Genomic DNA, 15959 nt, shown 5'->3' with positions numbered 1-15959 from the left:
ACCCCGATCGCCATGGACACCGGACTGCGCTTTGCGATCCGTGAAGGTGGCCGTACGGTCGGCGCCGGCGTTATCAGTGAAATCATAGCCTAAGGGGCCGATCAGCCAGATTGATTACCCTGCTCCAGGGAGGAGTGGGGTAATTTTTTCTGTAACGGACGTGTTGATATGAGAGATATTATCACCCTTGCATGTGGTACCTGCAAGCGTCGAAACTACACTACGACGAAAAACAAGAAGAATACCCCGGGGAAGCTCGAGTTCAAGAAATATTGCCCGTTTTGTCGAGTACATACTCCTCACAAAGAGACCAAGTAAGGGGCGTGCAGGCCAGTAGCTCTAATGGTAGAGCACCGGACTCCAAATCCGGGGGCTGGGGGTTCGAGTCCCTCCTGGCCTGCCAGTAACGCAAACGGCAACACCGGAAAAGGCGATAAGTAATGGCAGGTAAAGCGAAGGACAACAAGGGTGGCAGCGAGGCCAAAAAAGAGCCTTCCCCGTTCTCTCCTGGCCAGATTAAGAAATTCGTCGGTGAAGTGCAGACTGAATTCACCAAGATCGTCTGGCCGGATAAAAAAGTAACCCTCGGGTTGACCGGTATGGTCATCCTGCTGGCTATTGTTGTATCCGCTTATCTCGGGACGGTCGATGTTATTTTGGGAAAAGTGATATCGACCATTTTACGTTAACGCGCGCCAGGAGAATCACGAAGCACTACGAAACGTCGTCACCACCAGCTGAGCGGTTCCGGCTTTTTCCTGTCCTCAATAGAATACGGCACATACATGGCTAGACAATGGTACATATTGCAGGTTCATTCAGGGTATGAGGAAAGGGTAAAAGCGACGCTTCAGGAGCGGATCGCCAAAGAAGGCCTGGAGGACTATTTCGGAGAGATTCTGATCCCCACCGAACAGGTGGTGGAAATGATCAAAGGATCGCGCAAGACCTCGTCAAGACGATTTTTCCCCGGCTATATGCTGGTCAGTATGGAACTCAACGATACCACCTGGCATATCATTCACCAGAATATGCCCCGGGTGGTAGGTTTCGTCGGAGATGACCGTGATCCGGTTCCGCTGTCAGACGAGGATGCCGGTAAGATCATCGGCAGGATCCAGGACGGCTCCGAGCGGCCCCGACCGAAAGTGGTTTTCGATATCGGCGAGTCCGTCCGGGTTATCGACGGACCGTTCGCCAATTTTCAAGGCGTTGTCGACGAAGTGTTTCCTGAGAAAGGCCGGGTACGGGTCATGGTTTCGATTTTTGGCCGGGAGACCCCGGTGGAGTTGGAGTTTGTCCAGGTTTCAAACACCTGATTTTAGATCACGGGACGTCGCCTGGCGACAGTCCTGATAGGTTCGGTATCATCACTAGTGTTGGAGTAGAATCATGGCCAAGAAAGTAACGGCATATATCAAACTGCAGATTCCGGCCGGCAAGGCGAACCCGTCCCCGCCGGTGGGGCCGGCCCTCGGTCAGCACGGTGTCAACATCATGGAGTTTTGCAAAGCGTTCAATGCCAAAACCCAGGCAATGGGCGATACCATCATTCCGGTTGTTATCACCGTTTACCAGGACCGTTCGTTCACTTATATCACCAAGACGCCGCCCGCCTCCGTGCTGCTGTTCAAGGCGGCCAATGTGGCGAAAGGGTCCGGCAATCCGAAAACTGAGCGTGTTGCCGAAATCAGCAGGGATAAGATCAGGGAGATCGCTGAGCTGAAAATGCCGGATCTCAACGCATACGATGTCGACAGTGCCATGAAGATTATCGAAGGGTCGGCGCGCAGTGCCGGTTTGACGGTCGTCGATTGATACTGCGTATCGTCATTATTTAACGTACTACGTACCGCTGTCGGATCCGCAGTGAACCGATACGTGCAGTAGGAGGCGAACATGCCGAAACACGGAAAAAAATATCAGGATAAAGCAAAAAGCATCGATCGTTCGGTCGCTTACGTGATCGACGAAGCGATTAAGAATGTGCTGGCAACGACCTATGCCGGTTTTGACGAAACGGTCGATATCGCCGTTAAACTAGGTGTTGATCCGCGTCATGCCGACCAGATGGTTCGTTCTTCGGTGGTCTTGCCGAACGGAACCGGAAAAGTCACCAGGGTTCTCGTTTTCGCCAAAGGTCCTAAGGAGGCTGAAGCCCTTGAGGCCGGTGCTGATTACGTCGGTTCCGATGATTTGGTCGAGAAGATCCAGGGCGGTTGGCTGGAGTTCGACAAGACCGTGGCGACGCCGGATATGATGGGCACCGTCGGTAAAATCGGCCGGATTCTCGGGCCGCGCAATCTGATGCCCAATGCCAAATTGGGCACGGTTACCTTTGATGTCGCTAACGTGGTCAAGGACATCAAATCGGGTAAAGTCGATTTCCGCGTGGACAAGGCCGGTATCGTCCATGCCGGTATCGGCAAAGTATCGTTCGGAGAGGAAAAGATTTACGAGAATGCCATTACCTTCATCGAGCGGCTGCTGCAGTTGAAGCCGTCAACGAGTAAAGGTGTCTATCTTCGTTCGATTTCCTTGTCTTCGACCATGGGCCCCGGGTTCAAAGTCGATACCCTGGATGTCAGAACCAGGATTAAATAGCAGTACGCATCAAACGTAGTAACGGCACTCGCCTGGCGGGTGCCGGTAAGTCGAAGACAGCAGGTACGAATGTTTAATCGGCCAAGCCGACCTGCCGAGACTGAGGTGTTGCCCGCTCATCGTCAGCGGTCAATGCTCCATAAACAGGTAACTGCTGGTTCTTCAAACCGAGAAATTCCAACGTGGTAGGAGGGTCATTTGAATCGTGATGAGAAAGCAGCAATAGTCGCCGAATTGAACGATTCGTTCAAACGAGCGAAGTTTTCTGTCGTCGCGGACTATCGTGGTTTGAAGGTCTCGCATCTCGAGAAGATTCGAAGAGAGCTCCGAGGTTGTCAATCGGAGATCCGCATTGCCAAGAACACTCTTCTGAAACGAGCAGTTACCGACACGTCCTGTGAGTCCCTGAAGGATGATTTCACAGGGACAACAGCCATTGTCACGGCCTATGACGACCCGGTCAACCCGGCGAAGATCCTGGCCAAGTGTGCTGAGGACTATGAGAAGTTCGAATTGCGGTCGGCTGTTCTAGAAGGTGAAAAAATTGCCGTCGACAAGATTGTTGCTCTGTCCAAGCTGCCGTCCAAGGAAATTTTGCTTGGCCAGCTGCTGTCGGTAATGAATGGCGTGCCCACTGCTCTCGTTCGGGTCCTGTCTGGCGTGCCTCGAACGTTTCTTTATGGTCTGCAGGCAATCAAGGAGAAAAAGGAACAGGCTTGAGTTGTGGTCTGTACCGACTGGTTAACCTTTTCTTTTACAACAAAGAGGAATCAACATGGCTGTTACAAAGGACGATGTAATTGAGTTTATCGCAAATATGAGTGTTCTCGAGCTTTCCGAACTGATCAAGGAACTCGAGGAGAAATTCGGTGTTTCCGCAGCCGCACCGGTTGCCATGGCTGCTGCCGGCCCGGCTGCAGGTGAAGGTGCCGCCGCTGCTGAAGAGAAAACTGAGTTTGACGTGATCCTGGCCAGCGCCGGTGACCAGAAAATCAAGGTCATCAAGGAAGTGCGCGCAGTTACCAGCCTTGGTCTGAAAGAAGCCAAGGAATTGGTTGAAGGTGCTCCGCAACCGCTCAAGGAAGGTGTCACCAAGGAAGAGGCTGAAGAGATCAAGGCAAAAATTGAGGCTGTTGGCGGAACCGTCGAAGTTAAATAATATTTTCAAAACGTTGGGGCCGCCTGGCGGTCCCGTTTTGTCAACGACACGCTGCGCATGATGATGCGCGGCGTGTCGTGTTTCGGGCAATTTTCTTAAAACGGCTAGATTTATCGTTTCAAAACGGAATGATAGCCATGATCATCATTGGTCGGCACTAGAATTGGATGAACCCCCTACCGAAGGTTACCGAGATGCCCCTGACATGTACCGTTGACTTCATTTTTCTACCGAGATCCCCTAACACAACGAGTCATATCCTTCGCATGCAGTGGACCTGCCTCACCCCACCTGCTGCTCTGAAGCGTTGACCCGGGCCCACAACCTGTTTGGACGGATTGTATCTGCCCGTTTTTTAGATCGCTACATCACCGTCTTCAGGGGAGCTAAAAAATTCGGAATTTCGTTCGAGATCGAGGCGTGCATGAAAATTTTTCCTCAGGCATATATACGATATTCCGTGGATAAAATTTGATTGTGCAACGATGAGATTGGGCGAAATGACAATTATTCAAGGTTCCCTTTAGACAATCTCGAGGACAATTATGGAAAGAGTAAGAAAGCAATTTGCCAGCGCCAACCGCATCCTGGAGCCGCCTCACCTGATTTCCATGCAGCGCACATCCTATGAGGAGTTTCTCCAGATCGGTGTGGATCCGGATGCGCGGCAGGATATCGGTTTGCAGGCAATCCTGAAAGAAATATTTCCGATCAATGATTTCAATGGCCTGTGTTCTCTTGAGTTTGTCCGTTATAAATTCGGTGAGCCGAAATATACCGTTCATGAGTGTCTGCAGCGGGGAATGACGTATGAAATACCGCTGAAAATCGTCGTTCGATTGATCACCTTTGATGTCGACGAGCAGACCGGCGTCCAGACCATCAGGGATATCAAGGAGCAGGAGGTCTTTTTCGGCTCTTTGCCGCTGATGACGGCCGACGGGGTTTTTGTCGTCAACGGTACCGAGCGGGTTATTGTTTCCCAGCTGCAACGTTCTCCCGGCCTGTTTTACACGCACGATCAGGGCAAGAGCCATGCCAGCGGCAAGCTGCTTTATTCGGCACGGATTATTCCGGTGCGAGGTTCCTGGATCGATCTGGAGTTTGACATCAAGGATATTCTGCACGTTCGCATCGACCGTCGACGCAAGTTTCCGGTCACCTCGCTGCTCAAGGCCCTTGGCTATACCGGCCAGGAGCTGCTGGAAATGTTTTATCCGACCAACCTGGTCAAAAAAGAGGGTGATAAATACTTCGTCGAGTTCAACGAGGAGACGGCGATCGGCAGCCGCCTCGAGTTCGATCTCGTCGACCCGGCCGACGGCAGCGTTATCGGCAAGAAAGGACGAAAGATTTCCAAGGCGCTGTGCCGGCGCATCGAAGAGGCCAAAATCACATTTTTACGAATATCCGTTGAAGCTTTGATCGGTTCCGTGTTGGCCCACGATATTACCCAGCCGGGTTCTGATGAGCCGCTGGTCCTGCACAATACCGAGATCACCGATTCCCTGCTGGAGACCCTGGAAGGGGAGGGAGTCAGCGAATTTAAGGTGCTCGGTATCGACGGCGTCAAATATTCCGAGTCTTTCCGCAGAACACTGGCTCTCGACAAAGTAAACAGCACCGAGGAGGCCCTGCTCGAGATCTACCGCCGGCTCAGACCGTCCTCTCCGCCAACCCGCGAGGTTGCCGAAACTTTCTTCAATAACCTGTTTTTTAACCCGGAACTCTATGATCTCTCCGAAGTCGGGCGTTACAAGATCAACGCCAAGCTCGGCATGGACGTCGATATAGAGCAGCGTGCCCTGACCCGCGAGGATATCATCGAGTCGGTCAAATATCTGGTCCGTCTGAAAGACAGCCAGGGGACGGTCGATGATATCGATCACCTCGGCAACCGCCGTGTCCGTACTGTCGGTGAATTGGTGGAAAACCAGTACCGGATGGGTCTGGTCCGCATGGAGCGAGCCATCAAGGAGCGCATGACGCTGCAGGATATCGAGACCCTGATGCCGCACGACCTTGTCAATCCGAAACCGATCTCGGCGGCGATCAAGGAATTCTTCGGTACCAGCCAGCTTTCACAGTTCATGGACCAGACCAATCCGCTCTCCGAGGTTACCCATAAAAGACGCCTCAGCGCGCTCGGGCCGGGCGGGCTGTCCCGTGAACGGGCCGGGTTCGAAGTCCGCGACGTTCATCCGACGCACTATGGGCGAATCTGTCCGGTCGAGACACCTGAGGGCCCCAATATCGGTCTGATCGTCTCCCTGGCTACCTTTGCCCGGGTCAACCCATACGGGTTTATCGAAACGCCGTATCGGAAGGTCAAGGACCGGATCGTCTATAACCAGGAGATCAATTATCTCAGTGCCCTGCAGGAGCGTAAGAACTTTATTGCGCCGGCCCTGATTCCGGTGGATGAGAATAACCGGATCACGACCGATTCCCTGATCGCGCGGGAAGACGGCGAGGTAATTATTACCGATGCCGACAAGGTCACCTACATGGATATCGCGCCCAACCAGCTGGTCAGCGTCGCGGCGTCCTTGATCCCGTTCCTTGAGAACGACGACGCCAACCGCGCCTTGATGGGGTCGAACATGCAGCGTCAGGCGGTACCGCTGATGCGCACCTCGGCGCCGCTGGTTGGCACCGGCATGGAGCGTTACGTGGCCCGCGATTCCGGGGCGTGTCTGCTGGCGGCCGGCAGCGGTGTCGTCGAGGAAGTGGATGCTAACCGGATCGTCGTCTGTTACGACGAGCCGGGGATGGACGGCTACGAGACCGGGGTTGCAGTCTATCGTCTGGAAAAATACAAAAAGTCCAACCAGAATACATGTTTTAACCAGAACCCCTTGGTCAAACCCGGTATCCGGGTAGTCAAGGGATCGGTACTGGCAGACGGTCCGTCCTGCGACCACGGCGAACTTGCCCTGGGGCGGAACGTGATGATCGCCTTCATGCCGTGGCGCGGTTTCAACTTCGAGGATTCGATCCTGGTCAATGAACGGCTCCTCGAGGAAGATGCCTTTACCTCGCTGCATATCGAGGTATTCGAAACCATGGCCCGGGATACCAAGCTCGGTAAAGAAGAGATCACGCGCGATATTCCCAACGTCAGTGAAGAAACCCTCCGTAACCTCGACGAGTCCGGCATCGTGCGCATTGGCGCCGAAGTAAAAGCCGGGGATACCCTGGTCGGCAAGGTAACACCGAAAGGAGAGACGGTATTGTCGCCGGAGGAGAAACTGCTGCGCGCGATCTTTGGAGAAAAGGCACAGGACGTCAAGGACTCCTCTCTCCGGGTTCCACCTGGCGTTGAAGGCGTGGTGATCGATGCCAAGGTCTTTTCCCGCAAGGGTGTGGACAAGGACGAGCGTTCCCTGATGATTGAGGATGTCGAGATAGAACGGCTCAACCAGGACAAGCTCGATGAGTTGGCCAGTCTGCGCCGGGCGGTCTGCCGAGAGGTCGGCAAGGTGATCGATGGCCGGACCACCAAGGAAGACGTGAAATCCAAGGATGGCAAGATTCTCGTCAAGCTCGGAAAGAAGTTCGATGCATCTCTGTCCGAGCAAGTCGGCTTTCATGCGCTGCGCCAGATCGATTTTTCCGAGCGCAGCAAATACCTTGACCGGATTGAAGCGGTCTACGGCCGCTACGACAAGCAAGCCAGACTGATCAGTGAGCGCTATGACGGCATCATCGATCGACTGAAGAAAGGTGACGACCTGCCCCCCGGCGTCGTCAAGATGGTCAAGGTATACGTGGCCACCAAACGGAAGCTGTCGGTCGGCGACAAGATGGCCGGTCGACACGGTAACAAGGGTGTCGTCTCCTGTCTCTTGCCCCAGGAGGACATGCCGTATTTTTCCGACGGAACCACCGTCGATATCGTCCTCAATCCGCTCGGTGTCCCGTCGCGTATGAACGTCGGCCAGGTCCTCGAAACCCATCTCGGTTATGCCGCCCGCCGACTCGGTGAGCAGTTGGAAGCGATGGCCCGGCAGCAGGCGACTGCCGAAATCAAGGCGAAACTGGCCAAAATCTATTCCGCCGAGGAGTACGCCCAGATTGTCGACGACCGTAGCGACGAGGAAATAATCGAATGGGCCCGGGCCCACAGCACCGGTTTGCATATGTCGACGCCGGTATTCGACGGCGCCGCCGAAAGTGACATCCGCAAACTGCTCGTTGAGGCCGGTGTCGACGAAGTCGGCCAGGCCCAGCTGTACGACGGTTTGACCGGGGAGCCCTTTGCCAACCGGGTCACCGTCGGGTCCATGTATATGCTCAAACTGCATCACCTGGTCGACAACAAGATCCATGCCCGGTCTACCGGGCCCTACTCACTGGTCACCCAGCAGCCGCTTGGCGGTAAAGCCCAGTTCGGCGGACAGCGACTCGGCGAGATGGAGGTCTGGGCCATGGAGGCCTACGGCGCCGCTTATACACTGAAGGAATTCTTGACCGCCAAATCGGATGATGTCGAGGGCCGAACCCAGATGTACGAACGGATCGTCAAGGGCGACAATTTCCTGGCGACCGGATTGCCGGAGTCGTTCCACGTGCTGGTCAAGGAACTGCAAGGGTTGTGTCTCAATATGGAGCTGATCGAAGAGTGAGCACCGACACGGCGCGGACACGGGGTTCCGCCGCGCCGTTCAAGATATCTCTTCAGAACCTGGGCGCACCAGCCAGGTTACCAATAATATGAAGCAGAGGTGATCTCGTGGAAGAGTTATTCAATTTTTTTCAAAAACCGAAAGCTCCTACCAAATTCAAGGCGGTGAAGATATCGCTGGCCTCACCGGAGAAAATACTCGACTGGTCGCATGGTGAGGTGAAGAAGCCGGAAACCATCAATTACCGGACCTTCAAACCGGAACGCGACGGCCTGTTCTGTGCCAAGATTTTCGGGCCGGTCAAGGATTTTGAATGCAATTGCGGCAAGTACAAGCGCATGAAGCACCGCGGCGTCGTCTGTGAGAAATGCGGCGTCGAGGTTATCCAGTCGAAAGTGCGCCGTGAACGTCTCGGACATATCAAGCTGGCCGCTCCGGTGGCCCATATCTGGTTTCTCAAGAGCCTGCCGAGCAAGATCGGTGCCGTGCTCGATATGACCCTGAAGCAGCTCGAGAGGATCCTCTATTTCGAGCAGTACGCGGTGGTCAAATCCGACGTCGATGATATCCCGGTCTGCACCCTGCTCACTGAAGAAAAATATCGCAAGGCCCTGGAAGAGTTTCCGGGACAATTCCAGGTCGGCATCGGTGCCGAGGCAATTCGTGAACTACTCGGCTCCCAAGACCTGGAAGCGCTTTCCAAGGAATTGCGGGCCGAGATGCTGACTACCGGCTCGCAGACCAAAAGGCTCAAGCTCGGCAAGCGACTGCAGGTCATCGAGGCCTTCATCGAATCGGGCAACAAACCGGAATGGATGGTGCTCGAAGTGATTCCGGTACTGCCTCCGGACCTGCGCCCCCTGGTGCCGCTGGAAGGTGGACGTTTCGCCACCTCCGATCTCAACGACCTGTACCGGCGGGTCATTAACCGCAACAATCGGCTCAAGCGATTGCTTGAGCTCGATGCCCCCGATATCATCATCCGCAACGAGAAGCGGATGTTGCAGGAAGCGGTTGATGTCCTCTTCGATAACGGCCGCCGCGGTCGGGTGATCACCGGTGCCAACAAACGGCCGCTGAAATCTTTGGCCGACATGCTCAAAGGCAAGCAGGGGCGCTTCCGTCAAAACCTGCTCGGCAAACGGGTCGACTACTCCGGCCGGTCGGTCATCGTCGTCGGTCCGACCCTGCGCCTGCACCAGTGCGGGTTGCCGAAGAAGATGGCGCTCGAGCTGTTCAAGCCGTTCATCTACAACAAGCTGGAACGGCGCGGCTATGTAACGACCATCAAGAGCGCCCGGAAGATGGTGGAAAAAGGGGTGAAGGAAGTCTGGGACGTACTCGACGAGGTGGTCACCGAATACCCGGTTATCCTCAACCGTGCCCCGACCCTGCACCGTCTTGGCATGCAGGCCTTTGAAGCGCTGCTTATCGAGGGCAAGGCCATCCAGCTGCACCCGTTGGTCTGCGCAGCCTTCAATGCGGACTTCGACGGCGACCAGATGGCCGTCCATGTGCCCTTGTCGGTCGAGGCCCAGGTCGAGGCCCGGGTATTGATGATGTCGACCAATAACATTCTCTCTCCGGCCAACGGTGAACCGATCATCATCCCGTCCCAGGACATCGTGCTCGGTCTCTACTACATGACCCGAGAGCGCATAAATGTCACCGGTGAAGGTAAAACGTTTGCCGATATGCAGGAAGCGCGAATCGCCTACGATCATGGTGAGGTCGATCTGCAGGCCCGGATTCGGGTACGGATGGATGGCAAACTGGTCGATACCACCATGGGCCGGGTGCTGCTCGGTGAGTTGCTGCCGGAAAAACTGCCCTTTTCCGAGGTCAACAAGGTACTGAGCAAGAAGGCGCTGGCCAAGCTCATCGACTATACCTATCGTTATGCCGGCACCAAGGCGACGGTCATTTTGACCGATCGGCTGAAGGATATCGGCTATGAATATGCGACCCGGGCCGGCATCTCGATCTGCATCAACGACATGAAGATCCCGCTGGCCAAGGAAGACATGGTCGAAAAGGCGGAGACCGACGTGTTCGATGTCGAGCGTCAGTATGCCGACGGTCTTATTACCTCCGGTGAAAAATACAACAAGATCGTCGATATCTGGTCCAAGGCCACCGAGGACGTGGCCAACGAGATGATGGGCGAAATCAAGGTCGACTACGTCCGGGACCGGGACAACAAGGTGGTCGAGGCGCCAAGTTTCAACTCGATCTTCATCATGGCCGACTCCGGAGCCAGGGGCTCACGGGATCAGATTCGCCAGCTGGCCGGTATGCGCGGTCTGATGGCCAAGCCGTCCGGCGAGATTATCGAAACGCCGATCAAGGCCAATTTCCGGGAGGGTCTCGGGGTACTCGAGTATTTCATTTCGACCCACGGAGCCCGTAAAGGTTTGGCCGATACCGCCCTGAAGACAGCCAACTCCGGGTACCTGACCAGACGTCTGGTCGATGTCGCCCAGGAGTCGACCATCGTCGAGTTGGACTGTCAGACCATCGACGGCATTATTGCCGAGCCACTGGTCGACGGCGGTGAGATCATCGTGCCGATCGGCGAGCGTATCCTCGGCCGCGTCGCTCTGGAAGATGTGATTGATCCGTTCAGCAAGGAAGTACTGGTGGCCGCCGGTGAGCATATCACCGAGACCACGGTGGAAAAGATCGAGGCGTCCGGTGTCGACCGGGTCCACATTCGCTCGGTCCTGACCTGTCGGGCCCGGCGCGGCGTCTGCGCCAAATGCTATGGTCGTGATCTCGGTCGCGGCCACATGGTCAACATCGGTGAAGCGGTCGGCGTTATTGCCGCGCAGTCGATCGGTGAGCCCGGTACCCAGTTGACCATGCGGACCTTCCACATCGGCGGTACCGCCAGCAGGGCGGTCGAGCAGGCCGAGTTGAAGACCCAGCGGGGCGGCACCATCGGTTTTAAGAATCTGCACTTCGTGGAAAATGCCGAAGGCACGAAAATCGTCATGAACCGCAACGCCGAGATCGTCGTTCAGGATGACATGGGCCGTGAGCGCGAGCGCTTCAAGGTGAACTACGGCGCCCAGATCCTCGTGCCGGAAGGCGCCGAGGTGCCGCCGGGCTCCGTTCTCGCCGACTGGGATGCCTATACCATCCCGATCGTAGCCGAGGTCGGCGGTACCATCAAGTACGGTGACGTGCTTGAAGGGGTGACCATGCAGGAGAAGGTTGATCCTGTTACCGGCAAATCATCCAAGGTGGTCATCCACTCGACCGGCGGTCAGCAACTCAACCCGCGTGTTTCCGTAAAAAACGAGCGCGGCAAGACGAGGAAACTGCCCAACTCGGAAATCCACGCTCGCTACAGTCTGCCGGTGGGCTCGATCATCTCGGTCGAAGAGGGTGATGTGATCAAACCGGGTACCATCGTCGGCAAGATCCCGCGCGAGACATCGAAGACCAAGGACATTACCGGCGGTCTGCCGCGGGTTGCCGAACTCTTCGAGGTGCGCAAACCGAAAGAGCCGGCAATCATTTCGGAGATCGACGGCCGGGTCAGCTTCGGCAAGGAATTAAAAGGAAAGCGACGGGTTATCGTGACGCCGGAGTATGGCGAACCGCAGGAGTACCTGGTACCCAAATCCCGCCATATCATCGTCCATGAGGGCGACTATGTCCAGGCCGGCGAGCGGCTGATGGAAGGCACCGTCGTTCCCAACGATATTCTGCGCGTACTCGGCGTCAAGGAACTGGCCAAGTTCCTGGTTAATGAGATCCAGGAGGTCTATCGGTTGCAGGGTGTCAAGATCAACGACAAGCATATCGAGGTCATCGTTCGGCAGATGTTGCGGCGCGTCCAGATTACCGCTTCCGGCGATTCGCGGTTCATGATCGGCGAACAGGTCGAGTGGTGGGTATTCGAAGACGAACGCGACAAGTTGTTTGCCGAGGGCAAGCAGCCTCCGGTCGCCGAGCCGCTGTTGCTTGGGGTCACCAAAGCCTCTCTGTCGACCGAAAGCTTTATTTCGGCGGCCTCCTTCCAGGAGACCACAAAGGTGCTAACCAATGCCGCCATGGCCGGTAAAATTGATGAGTTAAAGGGGTTGAAGGAAAATGTCATCATGGGCCGGCTGATCTCGGCAGGGACCGGTATCCAGGGATGATGGCCGCGGGCGGCGGGGCGTTGTCGTCAGTCGCCGATGATCACAAGGGTGCCGGCCAGCGAGAAAACCAGGAGACAATGTTTTTACCCTTGACAGCTTTTTGCCTCTAGGGTACATATCATCGTTTGTGCCGCGTCCTGCTCTTGTGTAGGACCGCGCATGAATTTTACTGATCAATCGAAAGGAGCGGTACAGGCAATGCCAACAATTAACCAACTGGTACGCCAGGGCAGGAAAAAGATCGTCAAGAAGACGAACACTCCTGCGCTCAAAGGATCCCCCCAGAAGCGGGGTGTCTGCGTCAGGGTATACACGACGACCCCGAAAAAGCCGAACTCTGCTCTGCGGAAGGTCGCCAGGGTGCGGTTGACCAACGGTATTGAGGTCACATCCTACATCCCCGGTATCGGCCACAACCTGCAGGAGCACTCAGTGGTCCTGATTCGGGGCGGCAGGGTCAAAGACCTTCCCGGCGTTCGCTATCACATTGTTCGCGGTACTCTGGACACGCTCGGTGTTTCCGATCGCCGTCAGGGCCGCTCGAAATACGGCGCCAAGAGACCGTCCTGATACGGGCCTTGACAGGAGAATAGGATATGTCACGGAGAAAAGGAGCGGAGAAGCGTGGAATTGAGGCTGATCCGCGATACGGCAACATGCTGGTGGCCAAATTCACCAACGGCTTGATGCAGCGCGGTAAAAAGAGTCTGGCGCGGCGGATCTTCTACGACGCGATGGACATCGTCAATTCACGAGTACCCGACGAAGAGCCGATGGCCATATTCGAACAGGCCATGGAAAACGTTCGCCCCCGGGTTGAAGTCAAATCGCGCCGGGTTGGTGGCGCTACGTATCAGGTGCCGATGGAAGTACGCCAGACACGGCGTAATGCGTTGGCAATTCGCTGGATAATCAATTTTGCCCAGGCCAGGTCCGGCAAGACCATGTCCGAGAAACTGGCTGCTGAGCTGCTTGACGCTTATAACGAGCGGGGCGCCGCCGTCAAGAAGAAGGACGATACGCATCGTATGGCCGAGGCAAACAAGGCTTTTGCCCATTATCGCTGGTAAATTCAAGGAGCGTTCGTTGCGCGTGTCAGGAGCTGGAGTCAGCCAAAGAGAACAACTGAGGTTCGATGATGTCAGCTCAGAAAGAGTTACTGACCGTGCGCAATATCGGCATCATGGCGCACATCGATGCCGGCAAGACAACGACGACCGAGCGGATACTCTACTATACCGGTCGTTCTTATAAGATGGGTGAAGTTCATGACGGCAATGCCGTCATGGACTGGATGGAACAGGAGCAGGAACGCGGCATCACGATTACCGCTGCGGCAACGACCTGCCTCTGGAAAGAACACAAGATAAATATTATCGACACGCCGGGGCATGTCGATTTCACCGTCGAGGTGGAACGCAGTCTCCGGGTGCTCGATGGCGTCATCGCCGTTTTTTGTGCCGTCGGCGGAGTGGAACCGCAATCGGAAACCGTCTGGCGCCAGGCTGATAAATACGCCATCCCCCGGTTGGCCTTCGTCAACAAAATGGACAGGGTCGGGGCCAACTTCGATCGATGTCTGCAGATGATGACCAAGCGGCTCGGGGCAATCCCGTTGCCCCTGCAGATGCCGGTCGGTAAAGAGTCCGACTTTACCGGGGTTATCGATCTGATCGAAGAGAAGATGCTCACCTTCAGTGAGCAGACGCTCGGACAGGAAGTGGTGGAAACAGCCATTCCTGACCACTATAGAGAAGCATTCACGGCCGCACGAATGACACTCCTCGAGAAGTTGGCCGACTTCGATGAGGGGGTCATGGAAAAATATCTTGACGACAAACCGGTTTCGGTTGACGAGATCTACCGTGCTGTGAGAAAGGCCACGCTGGCACTTCATGTTGTGCCGGTTCTCTGCGGCAGTGCCTTCAAGAATAAAGGCATTCAGCCGCTGTTGGACGCGGTGGTCAGGTATCTGCCGTCACCGGTAGATATTCCGACGGTCGACGGCATTGATCGAAACGGCGATCCGGTGCAGCGTGACACTGGAGTGCAGGAGAAATTCTGCGGCCTGGTATTCAAGCTGGTAAGCGATCTCTTCGTCGAGAACCTCGCTTTTATCAGGGTGTACGCGGGCAGCCTCAAGGTCGGTGAAAAGGTTTTCAACCCGGTCCAGAAGAAGCAGGAAAAGATCTCCAAATTGTTAAAACTTCATGCAAACAAGCGTGAGGAAGTCAAGGAGATCAAGGCCGGAGATATTGGCGCCATCGTCGGGCTGAGGTTTACGACGACCGGTGACACATTGTGCGGCACCGGAGATTTTGTGATCCTTGAACGAATGGAGTTTCCCGAGCCGGTTATCGGGGTTGCGATCGAACCGCGCAGCAAGGCGGAAGAGATCAAGCTCAAAGAGACGCTCGATAAGATCGCCCTTGAAGACCCTTCGTTTACGGTCGGGACCAATGCGGAAACGGGTCAGACGATCATTTCCGGCATGGGCGAACTCCATCTTGAGATCATCGTCGATCGGCTGCTCAACGAGTTCAAGGTAGCGGCCAAGGTCGGCACGCCTCAGGTCGCCTACAAGGAAACGATAGAGAGTGCGGCCGAAGCGGAAGGACGATTCGAGCAGATGACCGGGACCGCTCAATACGGACACGTGATCCTGCGAATCGAGCCGCAGGAGAGAGGCAGTGGTTTCGCCTTCAGCTCCGAGGTCGACGAGAAAACGATACCGAAGATGTATCTGACCGCGATCGAGAGGGGCGTCAAGGACACACTCGATTCCGGACCGCTGGTTGGCTATCCGCTCACCGATGTCAAGGTCAGATTGATCGGCGGATCGTATGATGAAGACGGTTCAACGGAGATGGCGTTCGGTGTTGCCGCTTCGATGGCGCTGCGAAAAGCGGCGGGACAAGCGCACCCCCATCTACTTGAACCGGTCATGGACCTCGAGGTGGTGACCCCGGAGGATTATGTCGGAGAGGTTATCGCCGATGTCAACACCAAGCGAGGCAAGATTACCGGGATCGAGGCGGAAACCGACCGCCAGATCGTCCGGGCCCATGTACCGCTGGCCGAGATGTTCGGTTACTCGACATCGCTTCGGTCGGCTACCCAGGGGCGGGCACATTTCAGCATGCAGTTTTTGAAATATGACTTGGTGCCGGGCAATAAGGCAGAGGCAATCATCAAGAAAATCAGAGGAATATAGAACCACCAGCATATCGAGGGAAGACGATGTCAAAAGAGAAATTTGAACGAACAAAGCCTCACGTCAATGTCGGCACGATCGGCCATATCGATCATGGCAAGACGACACTGACGGCAGCGATCACGCGCGTATTGTCTTTAAAAGGTCAGGCAAAGTTCACTGACTTTGGCGAGATAGACAAGGCACCGGAGGAGAAGGAGCGC

At 55.5% G+C, this 15959-nt stretch carries 14 protein-coding genes and 1 tRNA gene; all 15 read left to right on the top strand.

Annotation, left to right across the window (positions count from 1 at the left end; all coding sequences use genetic code 11):
* On the top strand, positions 1-93 hold a 93-nt coding region (locus BUC26_RS21425), incomplete at its 5' end, for an EF-Tu C-terminal domain-related protein (RefSeq protein ID WP_143166125.1).
* Positions 94-168: 75 nt separating this feature from the next.
* Positions 169-318, top strand: a complete 150-nt coding sequence (gene rpmG, locus BUC26_RS21420; protein WP_073379319.1) for a 50S ribosomal protein L33 — start codon at positions 169-171, stop codon at positions 316-318.
* A gap of 9 nt (positions 319-327) precedes the next feature.
* Positions 328-403 (top strand) — tRNA-Trp (locus BUC26_RS21415).
* A gap of 37 nt (positions 404-440) precedes the next feature.
* Positions 441-689 carry a preprotein translocase subunit SecE gene (gene secE, locus BUC26_RS21410; protein WP_084540836.1) on the top strand — a complete coding sequence of 83 codons (249 nt, stop codon included), beginning with the start codon at positions 441-443 and terminating at the stop codon, positions 687-689.
* Positions 690-785: 96 nt separating this feature from the next.
* A complete protein-coding gene (gene nusG, locus BUC26_RS21405; protein WP_073379317.1) occupies positions 786-1319 on the top strand; it encodes a transcription termination/antitermination protein NusG in 534 nt (177 codons plus the stop codon).
* Between the two features lie 73 nt (positions 1320-1392).
* Positions 1393-1818: a 50S ribosomal protein L11 gene (gene rplK, locus BUC26_RS21400; protein WP_073379315.1), complete on the top strand. Its 426-nt coding sequence runs from the start codon at positions 1393-1395 to the stop codon at positions 1816-1818.
* A gap of 81 nt (positions 1819-1899) precedes the next feature.
* The gene (gene rplA / locus BUC26_RS21395; RefSeq protein ID WP_073379313.1) at positions 1900-2604 is read left to right on the top strand and encodes a 50S ribosomal protein L1; all 705 of its coding nucleotides are present in this window, start codon (positions 1900-1902) and stop codon (positions 2602-2604) included.
* A gap of 198 nt (positions 2605-2802) precedes the next feature.
* Positions 2803-3324, top strand: coding sequence for a 50S ribosomal protein L10 (gene rplJ, locus BUC26_RS21390; RefSeq protein ID WP_073379311.1), 522 nt, complete (start codon positions 2803-2805; stop codon positions 3322-3324).
* Between the two features lie 55 nt (positions 3325-3379).
* On the top strand, positions 3380-3763 hold the full coding sequence (rplL, locus tag BUC26_RS21385) for a 50S ribosomal protein L7/L12 (protein WP_073379309.1): 384 nt from the start codon (positions 3380-3382) through the stop codon (positions 3761-3763).
* A gap of 545 nt (positions 3764-4308) precedes the next feature.
* A complete protein-coding gene (gene rpoB, locus BUC26_RS21380; RefSeq protein WP_208609866.1) occupies positions 4309-8391 on the top strand; it encodes a DNA-directed RNA polymerase subunit beta in 4083 nt (1360 codons plus the stop codon).
* Positions 8392-8498: 107 nt separating this feature from the next.
* Positions 8499-12542, top strand: a complete 4044-nt coding sequence (gene rpoC, locus BUC26_RS21375; protein WP_073379306.1) for a DNA-directed RNA polymerase subunit beta' — start codon at positions 8499-8501, stop codon at positions 12540-12542.
* A gap of 198 nt (positions 12543-12740) precedes the next feature.
* A complete protein-coding gene (gene rpsL, locus BUC26_RS21370) occupies positions 12741-13112 on the top strand; it encodes a 30S ribosomal protein S12 (protein WP_073379304.1) in 372 nt (123 codons plus the stop codon).
* Positions 13113-13138: 26 nt separating this feature from the next.
* Positions 13139-13612, top strand: coding sequence for a 30S ribosomal protein S7 (gene rpsG / locus BUC26_RS21365; protein WP_073379302.1), 474 nt, complete (start codon positions 13139-13141; stop codon positions 13610-13612).
* A 68-nt stretch (positions 13613-13680) separates the two neighbouring features.
* Positions 13681-15756: an elongation factor G gene (gene fusA, locus BUC26_RS21360; RefSeq protein WP_073379321.1), complete on the top strand. Its 2076-nt coding sequence runs from the start codon at positions 13681-13683 to the stop codon at positions 15754-15756.
* A 26-nt stretch (positions 15757-15782) separates the two neighbouring features.
* The coding region (locus tag BUC26_RS21355) for a GTP-binding protein (RefSeq protein ID WP_244155925.1) at positions 15783-15959 on the top strand (177 nt) is incomplete at its 3' end.

Origin of the sequence: Desulfofustis glycolicus DSM 9705 (assembly GCF_900130015.1) — a bacterium.
Classification (GTDB): Bacteria; Desulfobacterota; Desulfobulbia; order Desulfobulbales; family Desulfocapsaceae; genus Desulfofustis; species Desulfofustis glycolicus.
Note: the sequence above shows the minus strand (reverse complement) of the source record. Positions and strands in the feature narration are given on the sequence as shown.

Coding starts and splice junctions, on each gene's coding strand:
- rpmG (WP_073379319.1), top strand. CDS start 169: ATGAGAGATATTATCACCCTTGCATGTGGTACCTGCAAGCGTCGAAAC.
- secE (WP_084540836.1), top strand. CDS start 441: ATGGCAGGTAAAGCGAAGGACAACAAGGGTGGCAGCGAGGCCAAAAAA.
- nusG (WP_073379317.1), top strand. CDS start 786: ATGGCTAGACAATGGTACATATTGCAGGTTCATTCAGGGTATGAGGAA.
- rplK (WP_073379315.1), top strand. CDS start 1,393: ATGGCCAAGAAAGTAACGGCATATATCAAACTGCAGATTCCGGCCGGC.
- rplA (WP_073379313.1), top strand. CDS start 1,900: ATGCCGAAACACGGAAAAAAATATCAGGATAAAGCAAAAAGCATCGAT.
- rplL (WP_073379309.1), top strand. CDS start 3,380: ATGGCTGTTACAAAGGACGATGTAATTGAGTTTATCGCAAATATGAGT.
- rpoB (WP_208609866.1), top strand. CDS start 4,309: ATGGAAAGAGTAAGAAAGCAATTTGCCAGCGCCAACCGCATCCTGGAG.
- rpsL (WP_073379304.1), top strand. CDS start 12,741: ATGCCAACAATTAACCAACTGGTACGCCAGGGCAGGAAAAAGATCGTC.
- rpsG (WP_073379302.1), top strand. CDS start 13,139: ATGTCACGGAGAAAAGGAGCGGAGAAGCGTGGAATTGAGGCTGATCCG.
- fusA (WP_073379321.1), top strand. CDS start 13,681: ATGTCAGCTCAGAAAGAGTTACTGACCGTGCGCAATATCGGCATCATG.